This is a genomic window from Mycobacterium sp. NGS18, from assembly GCF_059813185.1.
Map to the genome: position 1 here is coordinate 207,805 of NZ_JCALEC010000006.1, position 20,274 is coordinate 228,078.

At 70.2% G+C, this 20,274-nt stretch carries 16 protein-coding genes; 8 read left to right on the plus strand and 8 right to left on the minus strand.

Going from position 1 to position 20,274, the window contains the following annotated elements; translation table 11 throughout:
• Positions 1-33 precede the first annotated feature (33 nt).
• Positions 34-1,401 (minus strand): FAD-linked oxidase C-terminal domain-containing protein, encoded by a 1,368-nt coding sequence (locus tag AC5Y31_RS14080; RefSeq protein WP_301631021.1) that lies wholly within the window; start codon positions 1,399-1,401, stop codon positions 34-36.
• Positions 1,402-1,515: 114 nt separating this feature from the next.
• Here AC5Y31_RS14080 and AC5Y31_RS14085 point away from each other — a divergent pair, with 114 nt between their 5' ends.
• Genes AC5Y31_RS14085 through AC5Y31_RS14095 form a run of 3 tightly spaced genes read left to right on the plus strand, consistent with a single transcriptional unit; the run spans position 1,516 to position 3,902 of the window.
• Complete coding sequence (locus AC5Y31_RS14085; RefSeq protein ID WP_499981013.1) at positions 1,516-1,998, plus strand: nucleoside deaminase; 483 nt, start codon at positions 1,516-1,518, stop codon at positions 1,996-1,998.
• Between the two features lie 32 nt (positions 1,999-2,030).
• Entirely contained in the window at positions 2,031-2,849 is an 819-nt protein-coding gene (locus tag AC5Y31_RS14090; protein WP_499981014.1) for a uracil-DNA glycosylase, read from the plus strand.
• A gap of 21 nt (positions 2,850-2,870) precedes the next feature.
• A complete protein-coding gene (locus tag AC5Y31_RS14095) occupies positions 2,871-3,902 on the plus strand; it encodes an LLM class flavin-dependent oxidoreductase (RefSeq protein WP_499981015.1) in 1,032 nt (343 codons plus the stop codon).
• On the opposite strand, the gene AC5Y31_RS14100 is transcribed toward AC5Y31_RS14095, so the two are convergent.
• The 4 genes from AC5Y31_RS14100 to AC5Y31_RS14115 form a co-directional block, all read right to left on the minus strand.
• Positions 3,899-7,303 carry a PecA family PE domain-processing aspartic protease gene (locus AC5Y31_RS14100; protein WP_499981017.1) on the minus strand — a complete coding sequence of 1,135 codons (3,405 nt, stop codon included), beginning with the start codon at positions 7,301-7,303 and terminating at the stop codon, positions 3,899-3,901. The two genes, AC5Y31_RS14095 and AC5Y31_RS14100, sit on opposite strands and share 4 nt — an antisense overlap.
• A 134-nt stretch (positions 7,304-7,437) precedes the next feature.
• On the minus strand, positions 7,438-7,896 hold the full coding sequence (locus tag AC5Y31_RS14105; protein WP_499981018.1) for a nitroreductase family deazaflavin-dependent oxidoreductase: 459 nt from the start codon (positions 7,894-7,896) through the stop codon (positions 7,438-7,440).
• 4 nt (positions 7,897-7,900) lie between these two features.
• Positions 7,901-8,338 (minus strand): HIT family protein, encoded by a 438-nt coding sequence (locus AC5Y31_RS14110; protein WP_301631015.1) that lies wholly within the window; start codon positions 8,336-8,338, stop codon positions 7,901-7,903.
• 17 nt (positions 8,339-8,355) lie between these two features.
• Positions 8,356-9,507, minus strand: coding sequence for a MalY/PatB family protein (locus AC5Y31_RS14115; RefSeq protein ID WP_499981020.1), 1,152 nt, complete (start codon positions 9,505-9,507; stop codon positions 8,356-8,358).
• 32 nt (positions 9,508-9,539) lie between these two features.
• On the opposite strand from AC5Y31_RS14115, the gene AC5Y31_RS14120 reads away from it, so the two are divergent.
• Complete coding sequence (locus AC5Y31_RS14120; protein ID WP_499981021.1) at positions 9,540-10,655, plus strand: adenylate/guanylate cyclase domain-containing protein; 1,116 nt, start codon at positions 9,540-9,542, stop codon at positions 10,653-10,655.
• Between the two features lie 158 nt (positions 10,656-10,813).
• Here the strand turns inward: AC5Y31_RS14120 and AC5Y31_RS14125 are convergent, their stop codons facing one another.
• Both AC5Y31_RS14125 and AC5Y31_RS14130 read right to left on the minus strand, forming a co-directional pair.
• A complete protein-coding gene (locus AC5Y31_RS14125; protein ID WP_499981083.1) occupies positions 10,814-12,643 on the minus strand; it encodes an ABC transporter ATP-binding protein in 1,830 nt (609 codons plus the stop codon).
• Positions 12,644-12,696: 53 nt separating this feature from the next.
• Entirely contained in the window at positions 12,697-14,442 is a 1,746-nt protein-coding gene (locus tag AC5Y31_RS14130) for an ABC transporter ATP-binding protein (RefSeq protein ID WP_499981023.1), read from the minus strand.
• A 173-nt stretch (positions 14,443-14,615) separates the two neighbouring features.
• On the opposite strand from AC5Y31_RS14130, the gene AC5Y31_RS14135 reads away from it, so the two are divergent.
• Positions 14,616-15,113, plus strand: a complete 498-nt coding sequence (locus AC5Y31_RS14135; RefSeq protein ID WP_065022683.1) for a DUF3558 domain-containing protein — start codon at positions 14,616-14,618, stop codon at positions 15,111-15,113.
• A complete protein-coding gene (locus AC5Y31_RS14140) occupies positions 15,110-15,655 on the plus strand; it encodes a DUF3558 domain-containing protein (protein WP_499981024.1) in 546 nt (181 codons plus the stop codon). The genes AC5Y31_RS14135 and AC5Y31_RS14140 overlap by 4 nt, the downstream gene beginning before the upstream one ends.
• 14 nt (positions 15,656-15,669) lie before the next feature.
• On the opposite strand, the gene AC5Y31_RS14145 is transcribed toward AC5Y31_RS14140, so the two are convergent.
• Positions 15,670-16,176, minus strand: a complete 507-nt coding sequence (locus tag AC5Y31_RS14145; RefSeq protein WP_499981026.1) for a SixA phosphatase family protein — start codon at positions 16,174-16,176, stop codon at positions 15,670-15,672.
• 337 nt (positions 16,177-16,513) lie between these two features.
• Here AC5Y31_RS14145 and AC5Y31_RS14150 point away from each other — a divergent pair, with 337 nt between their 5' ends.
• Both AC5Y31_RS14150 and AC5Y31_RS14155 read left to right on the plus strand, forming a co-directional pair.
• Positions 16,514-17,659 carry a metallophosphoesterase family protein gene (locus AC5Y31_RS14150; protein ID WP_499981027.1) on the plus strand — a complete coding sequence of 382 codons (1,146 nt, stop codon included), beginning with the start codon at positions 16,514-16,516 and terminating at the stop codon, positions 17,657-17,659.
• Positions 17,656-20,271 carry an AAA family ATPase gene (locus AC5Y31_RS14155; protein ID WP_499981028.1) on the plus strand — a complete coding sequence of 872 codons (2,616 nt, stop codon included), beginning with the start codon at positions 17,656-17,658 and terminating at the stop codon, positions 20,269-20,271. Before AC5Y31_RS14150 ends, AC5Y31_RS14155 begins: the two co-directional genes overlap by 4 nt.
• The last annotated feature ends 3 nt before the right edge of the window (positions 20,272-20,274 follow it).

The window sequence follows — 20,274 nt, forward strand, 5'->3', positions numbered from 1 at the left end:
GGGCGGCGTCGCCAGATTCCGGATCGGGAGGGGTCAGATCCCCGAGCCCGGATTGAGAATGTTCAGCGGGTCCAGCGCCGCCTTGACCCGCTGGTTCAGCGCCATCGCGTCAGGGCCCAGCTGCTGGGCCAGCCACGGCCGCTTCAGCCGCCCGACCCCGTGCTCGCCGGTGATGGTCCCGCCCAAAGCGATTGCCAGATCCATGATCTCGCCGTATGCGGTCTCGGCGCGGTGGACCTCGTCGGGATCGTTCGGGTCGTGCACGATCAGCGGGTGGGTGTTGCCGTCGCCGGCGTGCGCGATCACCGCGATCATCAACCGGTGTTCGGCGGCGATCTTCTCAATGCCGGTGATCAGCTCGCCCAGCCGCGGCAGCGGCACCCCGACGTCCTCGAGCAATAGCGGCCCCTTGGCCTCGACAGCCGGGATGCAGAACCGCCGGGCCGCGACGAAACCTTCGGCCTCGATGGGGTCGTCGGTGGAGAACACGTCCTTGGCGCCGTGCTCGGTGCACACCCGGGCGATCAGCTCGATGTCCTCCGCACCGGCGTGGCCCCGCTCATCGGAGGCCGCCACCAGCATGGCGGCGGCGTCACGATCAAGCCCCATCCGAAGCTGGTCCTCGACGGCGTTGATCGCCGCGGCATCCATGAACTCCAGCATCGACGGGCGCAGCCGCCCGGAGACGTCGAGCACTGCCTCGGCCGCGGCGGCCACCGAGTCGAAGGTGGCCACCACCACCGCGGACTTGGGTTGGGCCGGCAGCAGCCGCAAGGTCACCTCGGTGATCACCCCGAGGGTGCCCTCGCTGCCGACGAACAGTTTGGTCAGCGACAGCCCGGCGACGTCTTTGAGGCGCGGGCCGCCCAGGCGCACCGCGGTGCCGTCGGCCAACACCACCTGGAGGCCCAGCACGTAGTCAGTGGTGACGCCGTACTTGACGCAGCACAGCCCGCCGGCGTTGGTGGCGATGTTGCCGCCGATGCTGCAGATCTCGAACGACGACGGGTCCGGCGGGTACCACAGGCCGTGGGCGGCGACGGCCTTTTTCACCTCGGCGTTGAGCAGGCCGGGCTGGCACACCGCGGTGCGGGTGACCGGGTCCACGGTGATCTCGCGCATCTTCTCGGTGCACAACACGATGCCGCCGTCGACCGCGGTGGCGCCGCCGGACAGCCCGGTGCCCGCGCCGCGCGTCACCACCGGCACCCGGTGCGTGCTCGCCCAGCGCATGACGGTCTGCACGTCTTCGGTGCGCAGCGGGCGCACCACCGCCAGGGGTTGGCCCGCCAAGGGGTCCAGGGCGTTGTCCTGCCGGTAGCCCGCGGTGATCGTCGGATCGGTGACGACCATGCCGTCGGGCAGGTCGGCGATCAACTGGGCCAGGGCGTCGGCGGTCACGCAGTGATCCTAGCTGCGGGTTCGCCGGTGGCCGGGGACAGTTCTGCACAGCGTCGCAGTCGTCAGCGAAGCAGCCATTCGACGCTGTGGCCATGTTCGTGCAGGGTGGATTCCATGGACTTCGCGCAACGCACCATTGATCTCGCGCGCGGCAACGTCGAGGAGGGCGGCCGGCCATTCGCCACCGTCATCGTCAAGGACGGCGCGATTCTGGCTGAAAGCCCGAACCTGGTCGCCCAGACCAACGACCCCACCGCCCATGCGGAGATCCTCGCCATCCGGCAGGCGTGCACGAAGCTGGGAACCGAGCACCTGACCGGGGCCACCATCTATGTGCTGGCCTCACCCTGTCCGATGTGCCTGGGTGCGCTGTATTACTGCTCGCCGGACGAGGTCGTGTTCGTGGCCACCCGCGAGGAGTACGAACCGTATTACGTCGACGACCGAAAGTACTTCGAGCTCAACACCTTCTACGACGAGTTCGCCAAGCCGTGGGACCAGCGGCGGCTGCCCATGCGACACGAGCCCCGCGACGGCGCGATCGACGTCTACCGCTTGTGGCAGGAACGCAACGGCGGCAAGAGCCACGTCGAGTAGCAGCCGTTCGCGGCGGCGTGCACAGTAGAGCGATGCATCCGCATCCGCGCACCGGCCGGCCGTTCGGCTCCCCGGTGCCCCCCGGTACCGGCTGGCCGGGGGACCCGGCGACGCACAAGACCCCGCAAGCCGACGACGCCGCGCACGTGGTGCAGCTGGCCGACCAAACCGCGTCGATCCCCGAACTGGACGCGCTGATCAGCGTGTGCCGGGCCTGCCCGCGGCTGGTCAGCTGGCGCGAAGAGGTCGCCGTCACCAAGCGGAAATCCTTTGCCGACCAACCCTATTGGGGCCGTCCGGTACCGGGATGGGGGTCGCCCACGCCGCGGATCGTGATCGTCGGGTTGGCGCCGGCGGCCAACGGCGCGAACCGGACCGGGCGGATGTTCACCGGTGACCGCTCCGGTGACCAGTTGTATGCCGCGTTGCACCGCGCCGGCCTGGTCAATCAGCCGATCAGTGTCGACGCCGCCGACGGCTTGGACACCGACACGGTCCGGATCATCGCCCCGGTGCGCTGCGCACCACCGGCCAACGCCCCGACCACGGCCGAGCGCAACACCTGCGCGCCCTGGCTCGACGCCGAGTGGCGGCTGGTTTCCCCGCACGTGCGGGTGATGGTCGCACTCGGCGGCTTCGCCTGGCAGGTCGCACTGCGGCTGGCGGCCGAGCGGGTGCCCAAACCCAAATCGAAGTTCGGACACCGGGCGGTCGCCGAACTCGGGCCCGGCCTGCGGCTGATCGGCTGCTATCACCCCAGCCAGCAGAACATGTTCACCGGCCGGCTGACCCCGGCGATGCTCGACGACGTCTTCGCCGACGCGGCGGCGCTGGCGGGACTATCCGGCTGAGGCGCGACGTTGACTAGCAACGTGCGTCTTTCCGTCCTCGATCTCGTCCCCGTCCGTACCGACCAGTCCACCGCCGACGCGCTGGCCGCCACGGTGCGGCTGGCCCAGACCGCCGACCGGCTCGGTTTCACCCGCTACTGGCTGGCCGAGCACCACAACATGCCGTCGGTCGGGGCCACCAGCCCGCCGGTGCTGATCGCCTACCTGGCCGCCCAGACCGCGCGGCTGCGCCTCGGATCCGGCGGGGTGATGCTGCCCAATCACGCTCCGCTGGCCGTGGCCGAGCAGTTCGCGCTGCTGGAAGCCGCCGCGCCGGGCCGCATCGACCTGGGTATCGGCCGGGCGCCCGGCTCGGACCCGGTCACCTCGTTCATGCTGCGCGGCGGTCACAACGAGGAAGAGATCGCGAAGTTCCCCGACTATCTCGACCATGTGCGGGCGATGATGAGCAGCCGCGGCGTGCAGGTGCAGCTGCGCGACGGCGACTACCTGCTCAAGGCCACCCCGGCCGCTGCCAGCGAGCCGCGGCTGTGGCTGCTGGGTTCGAGCATGTATTCGGCGCGGCTGGCCGCGGCCAAGGGCCTGCCGTACGTGTTCGCGCATCACTTCTCCGGGCACGGCACCGAGGAGGCGTTGGCCACCTACCGGGCGGATTTCGTGCCGAGCGCATTGTGTCCCGAACCGACCACGTTTCTGACGGTCAACGCCGCGGTCGCCGAAACCCGCGAGGAGGCAACGGCGCTGATGCTGCCGAACCTGCAGATGATGGCCCGGCTGCGGACCGGGCGACCGCTGGGGGCCGTCGACCTGGTCGAGGACGCCCACCTGGGACAGGTCTCGGATGCCGAACAGCGCATCGTCGACGGCGGGCTGCGGCGCGCGGTCGTCGGCGCGCCCGCCGAAGCCGCCGACCAGCTCAAGGCGCTGGCCGAACACTTCGACGTCGACGAAGTGATGGTCAATCCGGTGGCCTCGGCCCGCCGCGGCACCGACCCTGCCACCGCCCCCGGACGCGAGCACACCCTGGAACTGCTCGCCAAGGAGCTGTTCTAACCGCTGAAGACCGTCGACCCGAAACCGCTGGGACGGTAGTCGATGTAGATCGGGTTGTCCGCGAACGGCCAGTACCCGGAGTTCATCGACGTGCTCGACCAGACGTATGGGCTGTTGGTCGCGGTGGTGGTGAAGGAGTACAGCAGCGTCTGGCCGTCGGCGGAGTACACCGAGATCTCTGTGCCGACCGGTACCTGCGTACCGATCCCTGCGCTGGGGAACAGCCACTGCGGAACGCTGCCCAACATGCCGCCGGAGTCGATCGAGGTGGATACCGCCACCGGAGCGCCACCGTTGATCGACACCATGGTGTCGGCGAAGGGGGAGCCGGGCACGGAGATCTCCGGGGTCAGGGTGTTGGGGCCGAACACCACCTCGCCGCGGGCTTCATCGATGAGCACACCTTGGTTGAGGGCGCCGGGCAGCGCCGAGATGATCGTCGACGTTCCGGTGAAGCCGTTGTTCGGCCCGATTCCGAGGACGCCCTGGATGCCGTACTGGTTGAAGTAGCTCGTCATGAGAGCGTTCGATGCCGGGTCGACGATATTGACCGCGGTGGGATCGGTGGTCAGACCGTCGGGGCATACACCTGCCTTGTCGCAGAAGCCCACCGTGGTGTCGTAGGTGTGGTAGCTGTAACTCTGTCCGTTCAGGCCGGCGTAGCTTGCGCTACCGGAGAAGACCGAGTCGCCGAGGCCCGAGCTGTTGCCCAGCATGGTCAACCCGGTCGAACCGGTGTCGATCTGGACCGCTACCGGTGGACCGTCGTTGATCGAGATGTAGACGATGGGGCTGATCCCGCCGCTTTCCAGATACAGCGGAATGGACGCGTTGACCGGACCTTCCGGGCCGCCGGTGGCACCAGTGCCGGCCCCTCCCGAACCGGTGCCGCCGGCACCCCCGGCGCCGTTGGCGCCGGTGCTGCCGACCGTTCCGCCGTGGCCACCCACTCCGCCGTCGCCGCCGTCGCCGCCGCGGGCCCCGGCGCCGCCTGCGGCGATATGACCCGCGGCCCCGCCGTCGCCGCCATCGCCGGCCGCCCCGCCGTGCACATTCGTCCCGGCCAGCGTCGCGGTGCCACCGTCGCCGCCGTCACCGCCGTGGCCGCCCGCACCGGCATTGCCGCCGGCGCCGGCTTGCGCACCCGAACCGCCTGCCCCGCCGGCACCGGCGTTGCCGCCGGCGCCGCCCGATCCACCGTTGCCGCCGCTGGAGCCCTGCGAGTAGAAGCTGCCGGTCGCGTTGCCGCCGTGGGCGCCGTTACCGCCCACACCGCCGTTTCCGCCGGTGCCGCCGTTGAACCCGGCAGCGCCGGCGCCACCGGAACCGCCCGCTCCCGCGGCACCACCGGTGCCGCCGTTACCGCCGATCCCGACGGGCGCCTTGTTGATGCCGGGCTGTGCGTAGTTGCCGCTGCCGGGGGCGCCGCCGTCTCCGGCCGTTCCGCCGCTGCCGCCGTTGCCGCCGGCACCCCCGGCACTGCCGGCCCCGGTGCCGCCGGTGCCGCCACCGCCGCCGGTGCCGCCGGTGCCGCCGTTGCCGCCGTCGCCGCCATTGCCGTTGGTGCCGAAGCGGCCGTGCTCGCCTTGGGCGGCGTTGCCCTGGTAGGCCGATCCGGCCGCCCCGCCCTGGCCACCGGCGCCGCCGTTGCCGCCGTCGAAGCCGCGGTTAGGGCCTGCGGCGCCGTGATCACCGAGGCCGCCGTTGCCGCCGGCGCCACCGGCCCCGCCGTCGCCGCCACTGCCGTATTGGACGCTGTTGGCCACGTCCAGGGTGGCGATGCCGTTGCCGCCGCCGTTGCCGCCGGCCCCGCCCTTACCGCCGGCGCCGCCGTTACCGGTGCCCGCGCTGTGCGCGGTGGCGCTGCTGCCGCCCGCACCACCGGCTCCGCCCTGCCCGCCGTTGCCGCCGCTGCCGGGCAAGGTGGCGCTCGGGGGAAGCTGGGATTGGTCCAGGCCGCGGCCGCCATCGCCGGCCGCACCGCCGTCGCCGCCCTTGCCGCCGGTGCCGTCGCCGAGGGAGTTGCCGCCCGCGCCGCCGGCCCCGCCGTTGCCGCCGTCACCGGCATTGCCGCCGTTGCTGCCGGCGACGCCGTTCTTGCCGGTCGCTCCGTTGCCGCCGTCACCGCCGTTGCCGCCGTTGCCGTGGGCGCCGCCGGTTCCGCCGTCGCCGCCCTTGCCGCCGGTGGCGCCCGCGACGGTCGCGTTGTAACCGTTGCCGCCGTCACCGCCGTTGCCGGCCGCGCCGGTGGGCGCCGCTCCGGTCGCCCCGGTGGCCCCGGCGGTCGAGCCCGCCCCGCCGGCGCCGCCTGCGCCGCCGGCCCCGGCATTGCCGCCGTTGCCGCCCGCTCCACCGTCGGGATGGGCGGCATCGCCGTCGCCGCCCCGTCCGCCGTCACCCGGATCGCCTCCGGTGCCGCCGGTCCCGCCGGCACCGCCGACGCCCTGCAGGCCCGCGGCGCCGTGGGCGGACGCGCCTCCCGCTCCGCCGACGCCGCCGGTGCCGCCGGTGCCGCCGATGCCACCGTCGTCTCCGCGGTCGCCGGCACCACCGGCGATGGTGGCGGCGGTACCGTCGGATCCGGCGCGGCCCACTCCGCCGGTCCCGCCGATGCCGCCCGTCCCGCCCTGGCCGCCATTTCCGAATTGCGCTGTCAAGCTTGCGCCGCCGGCGCCGCCGGCACCACCAGTTCCGCCGCTGGCGCCCACGGCGGCCCCGGCTCCTCCGGCACCGCCGGCACCGCCGGCTCCGCCACTGCCGAAGAACCAGGCCAGCGCGTCGCCGCCGGCCCCGCCGGTCGCCCCGGCTCCGCCGAGCACACCCTCGCCGCCGGCCCCGCCGGCGCCGCCGTTGCCCATGAACGACCCGCCGGCCCCGCCGATGCCTCCTGCGGCACCGGCGCCGCCGTCGCCGCCGGCCCCGCCGTCACCGAACATCCCGGCCGCACCGCCGTTGCCGCCGGCGACCCCGGCCAGCGTCTGGTCATATCCGTCGCCGCCGTCGCCGAACCACAGGCCGCCCGCGCCGCCGTGGGGGTTGTCCACGGTCCCGTCGATCCCGTTGCCGATCAGATACGCACCGGCGAACTGGTTGATGGTGTTGTCGATCTGAATGCCCAGCGGGCTGGTGATCCAGGACTGAACCTGGTCGTGCAGGACGGTGTAGAAGTCCAGGCCGAACAGGTCGGGGGCGTCGAGCGGATCCGAGCCGGCGGCCAGGCCCGCGGCCGGGGCGAAGAGTTCGACCAGCCAGTCCAGCTCTGCGTCGGCATGCGCCGGTGGCGCGGGGGCGAGCGGACTCAGCCCGAATGCCCCGCCGATGGTTCCGGCGGCCACAACGGCCCCGAACGCGGCGCGTGCCGTGCGCCGGCGCGTCGGCTGCGGATTTCGTCGTCGGCTCATCGCCCCACCTTGTCTGGATCGAGGGCGAACCCTGCTCGGCAGGCGACACACAGGAAGCCTGGTCAAGTCAAAGTACTACCGAAGCAACCACTTAACAACGGATAAGTGTTTTCCGAAGGAAGAAAGACGGCCAGTTAGGTGGACGATTCGGGCGTGAGCACCACGACCGGGATCGGCCGGGAAGTGCGCCGCTGGTAGGCCTCGTAGCGGTTGGCGTTGTTGGCGTTGACGATCCGCCACAGCCGGGCATAGTCCGGATCGTCGGGAAGTACCGGCCGCGCGGTGGCCCGCAGGCGTTGTGGTCCGACGTTGATCTCGACATCCGGGCGCGCCTTGAGGTTGTGGTACCAGCCCGGGGAGCGCGGAGCGCCACCCATCGACGCGACGATCAGGTAGGTGTCGCCGTCACGGGCGTAGGACAGGGTCGACGTGCGGGGCTGACCGGTCTTGGCGCCGACGGTGTGCAGCAGCAGGCTGGGCGGGACACCAGGAAACCGGTGGCCGATGCGCCCGCTGGTGCTTTGGTACAGCTTGTCGTGCAGACGCAGCAGTCGCGCGCCGACCCGTTGTTCGACCCAGCTGGCAATGTCCATGGCTTCAGTCTGACGGCGCGGTGTCGGCATCCGCCAGTGCCGCCCGCAAGATCTGCCCGGTCTTCGCCCGGTCCGGGTCGCGGCGCAGCAGCATGCCCTTGGCGAACGACAGCTTGTCGCCGCTGCGGCGCGGCACCACATGCAGATGAATGTGGAACACGCTCTGAAAGGCGGCCCGCCCGTCGTTGATCGCCAGGTTGTTGCCGTCGGCATGCAATCCGGAGGCCCGCGACGCTCGGGCGATCCGCTGGCCGACCGCGAGCATGCCGGCCAACGTCTCCGCCGGGGTATCGGTCAGATCCACGGTGTGCCGCTTGGGAATCACCAGGGTATGGCCGCGGGTGAACGGCCGGATGTCGAGGAACGCCAGGTAGTCGTCGTCTTCGAAGACCCGCTCCGCCGGGGCTTCACCGGCGACCACAGCGCAGAATACGCAGGACATTCCGCCACGGTAGCGGTTCAGCGCAGCGTCAAGGCCATCGCCTCGATCGCCCGATCCAAGATCGCCCGGGTGGTGCCGAAGTTCAGCCGCGCAAAGCCCCGGCCACCGCCGAACGGGATTCCAGGGCTCAGCGCCACCCGCGCATGGGCCAGCAGATGATCGGCCGGTTCGGCCGGCAGCTCCAGCGCTCGGAAGTCCACCCACGCCAGGTAGGTGGCCTGCGGATGGCCGACCCGCACACCCGGCACCGCCTCGGGCAATACCCGGCTCAGGTGATCACGGTTGCCCCGCAGGTAGACCAGCAGGCGGTCCAGCCAGGCGCCGCCGCCGGTGTAGGCGGCAATGTTGGCGCGGATGCCGACGGTGGCCGCACCCATGGTGTGCATCATGTTGATCTTGTCCCAGGCGTCGGCGTCACGCTGGTTGGACAGCATCACCTGCGCGCACATCAGACCCGGCAGGTTCCAGCCCTTGGACGCCGACATCAGCGTGATCACGGTGTCGGCGGCGGCCTCGGACACCGAGGCGGCCGCGACGTGCCGACGGTCATAGACCAGCGGGGCGTGGATTTCGTCGGCGATCACCCGCGCGCCGTGGCGGGCGGCGACATCGATGATCGCGCGCAGCTCCTCAGCGGTGAACGCGGTGCCCAGCGGATTGTTCGGGTTGCACAGGATCAGTGATCCCGCACCCGCGGCGAACGCGGCATCCAACGCATCCAGGTCGATCAGATAGCGTCCGGAATCGTCTTGTGTCATGAGGATTTCCACCCGCTGCCGGCCGGTGACCTGCAGCAGATCGAAGAACGGCATGTAGGCCGGAACCGGCAGCACCACCGGGCTCTCCGGGCGGGTGAGAAACCCGATGACCACCTCCATCCCTTTGAGCACATCGGGCACCACCCGCACCCACTCCGCCTGAGCCGCCCAGCCGTAGCGCTGTTGGCACCAGCGCGCCGCCGCCACCGGCAGCGCATCAGAACCAAACGTCGGGTAGCCGAACTCCTCGGCGGCCACGCAGGCACGCACGCCGTCGAGCACCGCCGGAGCGGTGGGGAAATCCATCTCGGCGATCCACAGCGGCAAGACGTCGGGGTCGAAGTGGTTCCATTTGATCGTCCCGCGGGCTCGGAGTTGCTCGGCGGTCAGCGCATCGAAGACTTCAGCCACCCCGACAGTCTGCCGGGCGATACGTTTGCTGCGTGGCTGATCCCAAGATCGACGAATTGCTCGACGGGCTGGACGGCCGTGCGCGCGCCGAACGCGCCGAATTGATCGAATGGCTGCTGGGACAGGGCATCACCACTGACGAGATTCGCGGGAACGTCTCACCGATGCTGTTGGCGTCACGCCGGCTGGTCGGCGATGACGGCAGGTATGTGTCGGCCCGCGAGATCTGCGAGTCGACCGGGGTGGACCTCGAGCAGTTGCAGCGGCTGCAGCGGGCGGTCGGGCTGCCCTGGGTCGATGATCCCGACGCCCCGGTGCTGATGCGTGCCGACGCCAGCATCGCCGTGCATGCGCGCCGCTTTGTCGAGGCCGGTATTGACGCCGAGCATGCCCTGCAAACCGCCCGGGTGCTGGCCGACGGGCTGGCGCACACCGCTGATTTCATGCGCTTCACGGTGTTGTCGGCGATCGGCGAGCCGGGCGTCACCGAGCTGCAGATCGCGCAGCGGTCGCGGGATCTGGTGGCGGAGCTGTCGCCGATGCTGGGCCCCTTCGTCCAGGACATGCTGATGCTGCAGCTGCGCCATCAGCTCGACATCGATGCCGTGACCGCCAGCGAGCGCATGGCGGGCGCACCGCTGCCAGGGGCGCGGCAGATCACCGTGGCCTTCGCTGACCTGGTCGGGTTCACCCGGCTCGGGGAGATGGTGCCGCCCGAGGAGCTGGTTCAGCTGGCCGAGCGGTTGGCGGTGCTGGGCCGTGAGATCGCCGTTCCGCCGGTGCGATTCATCAAAACCATCGGCGACGCGGTGATGTTCGTCTGCCCGGAACCGGCGCCGATGGTGGATGCGGTGCTGAGGCTGAACGAGGCCGCCGAGGCCGACGCCGATCTGCCGCGGCTGCGAGCCGGTATCGCGGCGGGGCAGGCGGTGAGCCGGGGCGGAGACTGGTTCGGCAGCCCGGTGAACTTGGCCAGCCGAGTGACCGGGGTGGCGCGTCCCGGTTCGGTGCTCGTCGCCGGGCCGGTGCAGGCTGCGCTGGCGGACGACGACACATTCCGCTGGTCGTTCGCTGGGGCGCGGCACCTCAAAGGCATCAAGGGCGAGGTGAGCGTCTTCCGCGTCCGGCACAACGGAGACTCGACATAGTTGGGCAGGCCCGGCTGACGTGGGGGGCGGCTCACACTTCCTGCGCGGCTGGCTTCCACCCACTGGACCAGCTCTTCGGTTCGGTCATGTCCGGGCCTGCTTCGCGGTCGAATCTACGCCGATGACCAGCGGTCAGCAATGGGTGACGCGGGCCGAATTCAGCTGCCCTCGGCCATCGCCCAGTACGCCCCGCGGCGGGCCAGCAGCTCGGTGTGGGTGCCCTGTTCCACGATCCGGCCGGCCTGCATCACCAGGATCACATCCGCGTCGCGGATCGTCGAAAGCCGGTGGGCGATGATGAAACTGGTGCGGTCCCGGCGTAGTTCGCGCGTCGCCCGCTGGATCAACAGTTCAGTGCGGGTGTCCACTGAACTGGTCGCCTCATCGAGGATGAGCAGTTGCGGGCGGGCCAGGAACGCCCGGGCGATGGTGATCAGCTGTTTCTCTCCGGCGCTGATCCCGGCCGCGTCGTCGCTGACCCGGGTGGCGTAACCGTTCGGCAGCGCCTCGGCGAAGCGGTCGACGTGCGCGGCGCGGGCGGCCTGCAGCACTTCATCTTCACCGGCGTCGGGGCGTCCGTAGCGGATGTTGTCGGCGATCGTCCCGGTGAACAGCCAAGTGTCCTGCAGCACCATGCCGATCGAGGACCGCAGTGCCGAGCGGTCGACCGTGGTGATGTCGACGCCGTCGATCAGGATCTGGCCACGGTCCACGTCGTAGAACCGCATCAGCAGGTTGACCAGGGTCGTCTTGCCCGCCCCGGTCGGCCCGACGATCGCCACCGTGCTGCCCGGCTCGACGGTCAGCGACAGGTCTTCGATCACCGGGACCCCGGGCCGGTAGCCGAAGGCCACGTCGCGGAACTCCACCCGGCCGCGCGGCCCGGAGCCGTTGAGCGACAGCGGCTTTACCGCAGACGGCGCCTCCTCGGGCTCGTCGAGGAAAGCGAACACCCGCTCGGCGCTGGCCGCCCCGGATTGCAGGGTGTTGTACATGCCCGCGAGGTTGCCCAGCGGCTGGTTGAACTGCCGCACGTAGGCGATGAACGCCTGGATGCTGCCGAGAGTGATCTGCCCGGTGGCCACCTGGAAGCCGCCGATCACCGCGACCGCGACATAGCCCAGGTTGGCGACCAGCCCGGTCGCCGGGGCCACCAGCCCGGACAGGAACTGAGCGCCGAATCCGGCCCGGTACAGCTCGTCATTGCAGTCGTCGAAACGCTGCTGCGCCCAGTCCCGGTGGCCGAACGTGCGGACCAGGGTGAAGCCGCTGTAGGTCTCCTCCAGGTGGGCGTTGAGCCGCCCGGTGGCCGCCCACTGTGCGGCGAACAGCCGCTGCGAGCGCCGGGTGATCGCCCGCACCGCCAGCAGCGACACCGGCACGCCGAGCAGCGTGATCGCCGCCAGCAGCGGCGAGATCGACAGCATCATCGCCAGCACCACCACCACGGTCAGCACCGAGCTGAACAGTTGGCTGACCGTCATTGACACCGACGTCGCGGTGTTGTCGACGTCGTTGGTGACCCGGCTCAGCAGCTCACCGCGGCGCTGAGTATCGAAGTAGCGCAGCGGCAGCCGATGCATCTTGTCCTCGACATCGCGGCGCAGCGTCCGCAGGGTGCGCTGCAGGATCACGTTGAGCAGCCGCGCCTGGATCCAGACCATCAGCGCCGCAACCAGATACAGGACCATCGCCAGGGCCAGGGTGCGCGCGACCGCGCCGAAGTCGACGCCGGCGCCAGGCAGCACGTCCATTCCCGACAGCATGTCGGCGTAGGTGCCCCGGCCGGCAGCGCGGGCGGCCTCGACGGCCTGCTGCTTGCTCATGCCCGATGGCAGTCCGCGGCCGATCACTCCGTTGAACACCAGGTCGGTGGCGTGGCCGAGGATGCGCGGGCCGGCCACCCCGATCGCAATGCCGCCCAGCGACAGCGCGATCACCGCGGCGATCCACCGGCGCTGCGGGCCCAGCCGCCGCACCAGACGCATCGCGGTGGCCGAGAAATCAGCGGCCCGCGCGGCGGGATCCGTCACCGGCGCGCTCACGGCAGCTCACCGGCCATCACCGACTGGGATTCGGCGAACTCGGCGTAGGTGGGGCACTCGGTCAGCAATTGCTGGTGGGTTCCCGTGCCGACCACCCGCCCGTCGTCGATCACGATCACCTGATCGGCCTGCACCACTGTCGAGATCCGCTGCGCCACAACGATCACCGTCGCCTGCTCGGCCACCTCGCGCAGTGCGGCGCGCACGGCAGCGTCGGTGCGGGTGTCCAGCGCGGAGAACGCGTCGTCGAACAGATAGATCGACGGTCGCCGGATCACCGCCCGGGCGATCGCCAGTCGCTGCCGCTGCCCGCCGGACAAGTTGATCCCGCCCTGGGCCACCGGCATCGCCAATCCTTCGGGGTGCGCGGCCACGAAATCGTCGGCGGCGGCCACCCGCAACGCCTCCCACATCTGTTCGTCGCCGACCTGGGCGCCGGCTGGGGCGCCGTAGCGCAGGTTGTCGGCGACGGTCCCGGAGAACAGGTAGCCGCGCTGCGGCACCAGCCCGATACCCGACCACAGCTCTTCGGGGTCGCGGTCGCGCACGTCGACGCCGTCGATGAGCACCGCACCGTCGGTTACGTCGCGCAGCCGGCAGATCAGCGACACCAGGGTGGATTTTCCCGACCCGGTGGAGCCGACCACCGCGGTGGTGGTGCCGGGCCGCGCCGTCAGCGACACGTCGTGCAACACCGCCCGGTCGGCGCCGGGGTACGCGAAGCCGACCCCGGCCAGTCGGACTTCGCCCGCGATGGCGGCAGGTATCACCGGCTGCACCGGCGATCTCAGCGTCGGCTCGGTGGACAGCACCTCGGTGATCCGCTCGGCACACACCGAGGCGCGCGGCAGGATCGCCACGACCATGGTGGCCATCAACACCGCCATAAGGATCTGCATGAAATAGGACAGGAACGCGATCAGCGAGCCGACCTGCATCTGCCCGGCATCGATGCGCAGCCCGCCGAACCAGATCAGCGCGACGCTGGAGGCGTTGATGGTCAGCGTGGTCGCCGGCAGCATCAGCGCCTGCAGGTTGCCGACGGTCATCGAGGTGTCCGCCAGCGCCAGGTTGGCGCGAGCGAACCGGTCGCGCTCTTTCGCTTCGCGGGCGAACGCACGGATGACCCGGATGCCGGTGAGCTGATCGCGCAGTACCCGGTTGATGTTGTCGATCAGCATCTGCATGCGGCGGAACAGCGGCAGCATCCGCACCACGATCGCGTAGTTGGCCCCCGCCAGCACCGGAACGGCGACCGCCAGCAGCCAGGACAGCCCGACGTCCTGGCGCAGCGCCATCAGCAGCCCGCCGATGCTCATGATCGGCGCGGCGACCAGCACGGTGGCGCCCAGCTGCACCACCAGCTGGATCTGGCGGACGTCGTTGGTGGTGCGGGTCAGCAGCGTCGGCGTGCCGAACCGGGTGGTCTCCCGCTCGGAGAACCCGATCACCCGGCTGAACACCGCCCGGCGCAGGTCGCGGCCGAACCCGGTTCCGGTGCGCGCGCCGTAGTAGACCGCAGCGACCGCGCACAGCACCTGCAGGACGGTGACGATCAGCATCACTCCGCCCAGCCGGGTGATGACGGCGGTGTCGCCGCGGATGACGCCGTCGTCGATGATCGAGGCGTTGACGGTCGGCAGGTACAAGGAGGCCAGGGTGCTGATCAGCTGCAGGGTCATCACCGCCGCGACCGGCCACCGGTACGGCCTGATGTAGCAGCGCAGCAGCGCCAGGAGCATGGGGTTACTGTCGCACATCCGTACGGGCCGCATGCGGTGGTGACAGTGCCGGGGCGACACAAACCAACTGGTCACCCGGTGTGTCGTGGTTGCCCGGCGGTGGTGCCGCTACAGTGCATCGTGTGCGGCTCAAACTGACGGTCCCGGCCCTGGCGGTCGCTACCGTGATTCCGATGGTCGCCGGATGTTCCGACTCCGGTTCGACCGAAGCTCAGTCCGGCGAGGCCTCGGCGACCAAGTCCGACCAGGGCAGTCACGGGCCGTCGTTCCCGCAGTGCGGGGGCATCAGCGACGAGACCGTCACCAACCTGACCCGGGTGTCCGGCCTGGTCAACACCGCGCAGAACTCGGTGGGCTGCCAGTGGCTGGCGCGCGGCGGGATCATGGGCCCGCACTTCTCCTTCTCCTGGTACCGCGGCAGCCCGATCGGGCGTGAACGCAAGACCGAGGAGGTGTCGCGGACGTCGGTGGAGGACATCAACATCGACGGCCACAGCGGCTTCATCGCGATCGGCACCGCCCCGACGATGGGCGACAACCTGTGTGAGATCGGCATCCAGTTCAAGGACGACTTCATCGAGTGGTCGGTGAGTTTCGCCCAGAAGCCGTTCCCGGATCCCTGCGACGTCGCCAAAGAGCTGACCCGCCAGTCGATTGCGAACGCCAAATGAGCCGCCGGATTTTTGCCAGTGCCGCCTGCGTGCTGACGGTGTTGATCGGCTTGACAGGCTGTTCCCGCGAGGTGGGCGGCACCGCAGTCAAGGCGGGCGCCGGCGACACTCAGCGCAACAACAACTCCGAACGGCAGTACCCCAACCTGCTCAAGGAGTGCGAGGTGCTGACCACCGACATCTTGGCCAAGACGGTGGGGGCGGACCCGCTGGACATCCAGAGCACCTTCGTCGGCGCGATCTGCCGCTGGCAGGCGGCCAACCCGGCCGGGCTGATCGACATCACCCGGTTCTGGTTCGAGCAGGGCAGCCTGGACAACGAGCGCAAGGTCGCCGAGTTCCTGAAGTATCAGATCGAGAACAAGACCATCGTGGGCGTGCCGTCGATCGTGATGCGCCCTGGGGACCCGAACGGCTCGTGCGGGGTGGCCAGCGACGCCGCCGGCGTGGTCGGCTGGTGGGTGAATCCGCAGGCGCCGGGGATCGACGCGTGCGAGCAGGCGATCAAGCTGATGGAGTTGACGCTCGCGACGAACTCGTAGCTGCCGGGGCCGCGTTAGCGCGGCACGTGGAACTCGACCAGCTGCGCTGAACCCAGCTCCACCGCCGCCCAGCTGCCGGTGACGTGCAGCACCGCGATGCTCGACGTGGGGAACTTCTCGGAAATTTGTTGGGCGACAGCGGCGTCGGTTCCCGGTGCGCCGGCCAAGCCGAGTGCGACGCTCGACACCGCCGGTTCGTGCCCGATCACCAGTAGGGTGCGGATCGCGTCGTCGACCTCGTTGATCTCGGCGATGACACTGCCCGGGGCAGCATCGTAGAGTTCGTCACGGTAGCGCGTCGGCGATTGAATCCCGGTGCGCTCCAGGGTTTCCCGGGTCCGGGTTGCCGTTGAGCAGAGCACTTCGTCGATGGCGGGCACGTTGGCGCGCAGCCAGTCGCCGGCCAGCGCTGCCTCCCGAATGCCGCGCGGCGCCAGCGGCCTGCTGTGATCGACGGCCCCGGGCGGGTAGTCCGATTTCGCATGCCGCAGCAGGATCAGGGTCCGGTGTTCATCGCTCATGCAGCCAAGGCTAGGCCCCGGTCCGCCGAACGCGTCTCTTCTGCCACATGTGGAACTTGCGCCGTATGCGCCACGCAACGGCGGGGTAGAGATCTTTCCGGATTGGATAGCGCTGGTGATAGCAGCCGCCGGCAACGGCCGGTGTGATAGCGCATGCGACATCCGTTTTGAAGCTATATCGCCCTTCCCCTGGCGATGCCGATGTGGCTTATGTGACGCATGGGAGCACGCGATCACCCGGCCGTCCGGACCTGCCGAGCGAGGTCCGCGGACATGTCGGTGGGCGGCCATACACTCGCGTTGCCTCGGCTCACGGCCGGGTGGAAGGACGAGAGACATGCGATTCGTGCACACCGCCGACTGGCAGCTCGGCATGACCCGGCACTTCCTCGCCGGTGATGCTCAGCCCCGCTATTCGGCGGCCCGGCGCGACGCGGTGGCCGGGCTAGGTGCGCTGGCGGCCGAGACGGGCGCCGAGTTCGTCGTCGTCGCCGGAGACGTGTTCGAGGACAACCAGCTCGCCCCAGAGGTAATCAGCCAGTCCCTGGAAGCCATGCGCACCATCGGGATTCCGGTGTATCTACTACCCGGAAACCATGACCCGCTGGACGCCGCATCGGTCTACACCAGCACCTTGTTCACCGCCGAGCGCCCCGACAACGTCGTCGTCCTCGACACCGCCGGCGTGCATCCGGTGCGCCCCGGCCTGGACATCGTCGCCGCCCCGTGGCGGTCGAAACGACCCACCACCGACTTGGCGAGCGCTGTGCTCGACGGCCTGCCCGCGGACGGCACCATCCGGATTCTGGTCGCCCACGGGGGCGTCGACGTGCTGGACCCCAACCCGGATAACCCGGCGCTGATCCGGCTCGCAGCCCTCGAAGACGCACTGGGCCGCGGCGCGATCCACTATGTCGCGTTGGGGGACAAGCATTCCCGCACCGAAGTGGGCTCCACGGGCCGCATCTGGTATTCGGGCTCGCCGGAGGTCACCAACTTCGACGACATCGAACCCGATCCCGGCCATGTCTTGCTCGTCGATGTCGACGAAACCGACGGCGCTGTCACCGTCGATTCCCGCCGCATCGGCATGTGGCGGTTCCTGACGCTGCACCGCCAGCTCGACACCGGCCGTGACGTCACGGATCTGGATATCAACCTCGACCAGCTTCCCGACAAGGGACGCACGGTGGTCCGGCTGGCGCTGACCGGCGCACTGAGCGTCACCGACCGGGCCGCACTCGATGCCTGCCTGGACCGGTATTCGCGGCTATTCGCTTGGGTGGGCACCTGGAAACGCCACACCGACCTGGTGGTGGTTCCTGCCGACGGTGAGTTTACCGACCTCGGCATCGGCGGTTTCGCCGCCGACGCGGTCGAGGAACTGGTCACAGCGGCACGCAGCGAGGACACCGGTACCGCCGGCGACGCGAACGCCGCGCTGGCGCTACTGCTGCGGCTCGTCGACCGGGGTGCGGCATGAGGCTGCATCGGCTGGTCCTGACCAACTATCGCGGCGTGGCCCACCGCGTGATCGACTTTCCCGATCACGGCGTGGTCGTGGTGTGCGGCGCCAACGAGATCGGCAAGTCCTCGATGATCGAGGCGCTGGACCTGCTGCTGGAGTCCAAGGACCGCTCCGCCAAGAAGGACGTCAAGCAGGTCAAGCCCACCCACGCCGACGTCGGTGCCGAGGTCACCGCTGAGATCAGCACCGGCCCTTACCGTTTCGTCTACCACAAGCGTTTTCACAAATCGCCCCAGACGACGCTGACCATCGAGGCCCCGCGTCGCGAGCAGCTCACCGGTGACGAAGCGCACGAGCGGGTCCGCGTCATGCTGGCCGAGACGATGGACACCGGCCTGTGGCAGGCCCAACGGGTGCTGCAGGCGGCATCGACCGCGGCAGTGGACATGTCCGGATGCGACGCGCTGTCCCGCGCGCTGGATGTCGCCGCCGGCGATACCGCCACGCTCAGCGGAACCGAACCGGTGCTCATCGAACGCATCGATGCCGAATACGGGCGCTACTTCACCCCCACCGGACGCCCGACCGGGGAGTGGGCTGTTGCCATTGCGGCGTTGGCGGATGCCGACGCGGAGGTGGCGCGGTGCACCGCACTGCTCGCCGAGGTCGACGACCGGGTGCTCCGGCACGCCGAGCTGACCGAGGAACTCGCCCGGCTGACCGCAGAGCAGGCCGCCGCCGACGTCCGGCACAGCGCCGCCCAGGCCGCCAGTGCCAGGATCAACACGCTGCGCGACCATCTGCGCGACGCCCAGCTGGTGGCCACGGCCGCTGAGGCCACCGGCGCCGCCGCGCAATCCGCCCACACCGACCGGGAGCGGCTCTGCGCCCAACTCGAATCCCGGACGGCCGCGGTGGCCGCGTTGGACGCCGAGATCGCCGAGGCCGTTCAGGCGCAGGCCGGCGCGGACGCCGCCGCCGAGGCCGCCGAGGCCGCGGTAGTCGAGGCCGCAGCGGTTCTGGCCGCCGCCACCCGGCACGTCGAGACCACTCGCCGGGTCGTCGACCAGCTCGCCGCCCGGGACGAGGCCGACCGGCTGGCCGCCCGCATCGACCGCATCGACGCGGCCGAACGCGTTCTCGAGCAAGCGGTCGCTGAACGGGCCGGCATCGTCGTGACCGAGCCGGTGCTGCGCCGGATCGAGGACGCGGCAGCAGCACTCGACCGGGCACAGGCCTCCTTGGCCGCGATCTCGGCGACGCTGGAGGTCACCGCGGCCGTCGACGTCGAGCTGGTGATCGCCGGAGAGCACACCGCGCTGCCGGCCGGCCAGAGCTGGTCGGCGTCCGTCAGCGACGGCACCGAAGTTGACGTACCCGGTCTGTTGACCGTGCGGGTCAGGCCAGGGAACAGCGCCCGTGAGGCCGCTGCGAAACACACGGCAGCGCAAGGTGAGCTGGCCGAGGCGCTGGAAGCAGCCGGCGTAGACGATCTGGCGCAGGCACGGCGGGCCGACCAGCGGCGCCGCGAACTGCAGGGCGCCCGCGACCAGTTGACCGCCGCCCTGACGGCGTTGCGCGGCGATGACGAAATACCGGCGCTGCGTGCCCAACTGGCAGCGTTACGCAGCGACCACGACGAGGCGGTCACCGGGATCACGCCCGAGGTTGCCCGCACCGAACGCGACGCCGCCGAGGCGCTGCGCGCACAGGCCGACACCGACTGCGAGGCCCGGCGCCGGGCTGCCCTGGACGCGTCCACCCACCGCACCGAGGCGTCGACGCGCGTGACGCTGCTACAGAACAACCTCGCGACGCAGCGCGCCGAGCTCGATATCGTCACCCAGCGTCTCACCGCCGACCGGGCATCGGTCAGCGACCAAAACCTCGCTGCCGCCGCCGAATCCACTCGGCACGCCGTAGTCGGCGCCCAACAGCGAGTCACGGAGTTGTCGGAGCAGCTCGGTGCCGCCGCCCCCGATGCGGTCGACACCGAACTCGCCGAGGCGCAGGCGGCGGCGCAGGCGCTGCGCACCGCCCACGTCGAGACCGCCCGCGCGCAACACGAGGTCGAGGTCGAACTGTCGGTGTTCGGCGCCCAAGGCCGCCGCGGCCAGCTCGACGCCGCGCAGACCAAGCGCGAACACGCTGCGGCCGAACATGTTCGGATCGGTCAGCGGGCCCGCGCCGTGCAGCTGTTGCGTGCGACGATGAACCGGCATCGCGATGACACCCGCCGGCGCTACGTCGAACCGTTCCGCGCCGAGATCCAGCGACTAGGTGCAAAGGTGTTCGGCGCCGACTTCGAAGTCGACATCGACACCGATCTGAAGATCTGCGCCCGCACCCTCGACGGCCGCACCGTCCCGTATGAGTCGCTGTCGGGCGGGGCCAAAGAACAGCTCGGCATTCTGACCCGGTTGGCTGGGGCGGCGCTGGTGGCCAAGGAGGACAGCGTCCCGGTGGTGATCGACGACGCGCTCGGCTTCACCGACCCGGATCGGCTGGAGAAGATGGGCGCGGTGTTCGACGCGGTCGGCGCCCAGGGGCAAGTGATCGTGTTGACCTGCAGTCCCGACCGCTACGGCAGCGTCAAGGACGCGCACCGCATCGACTTGAGTGCCTGAGCC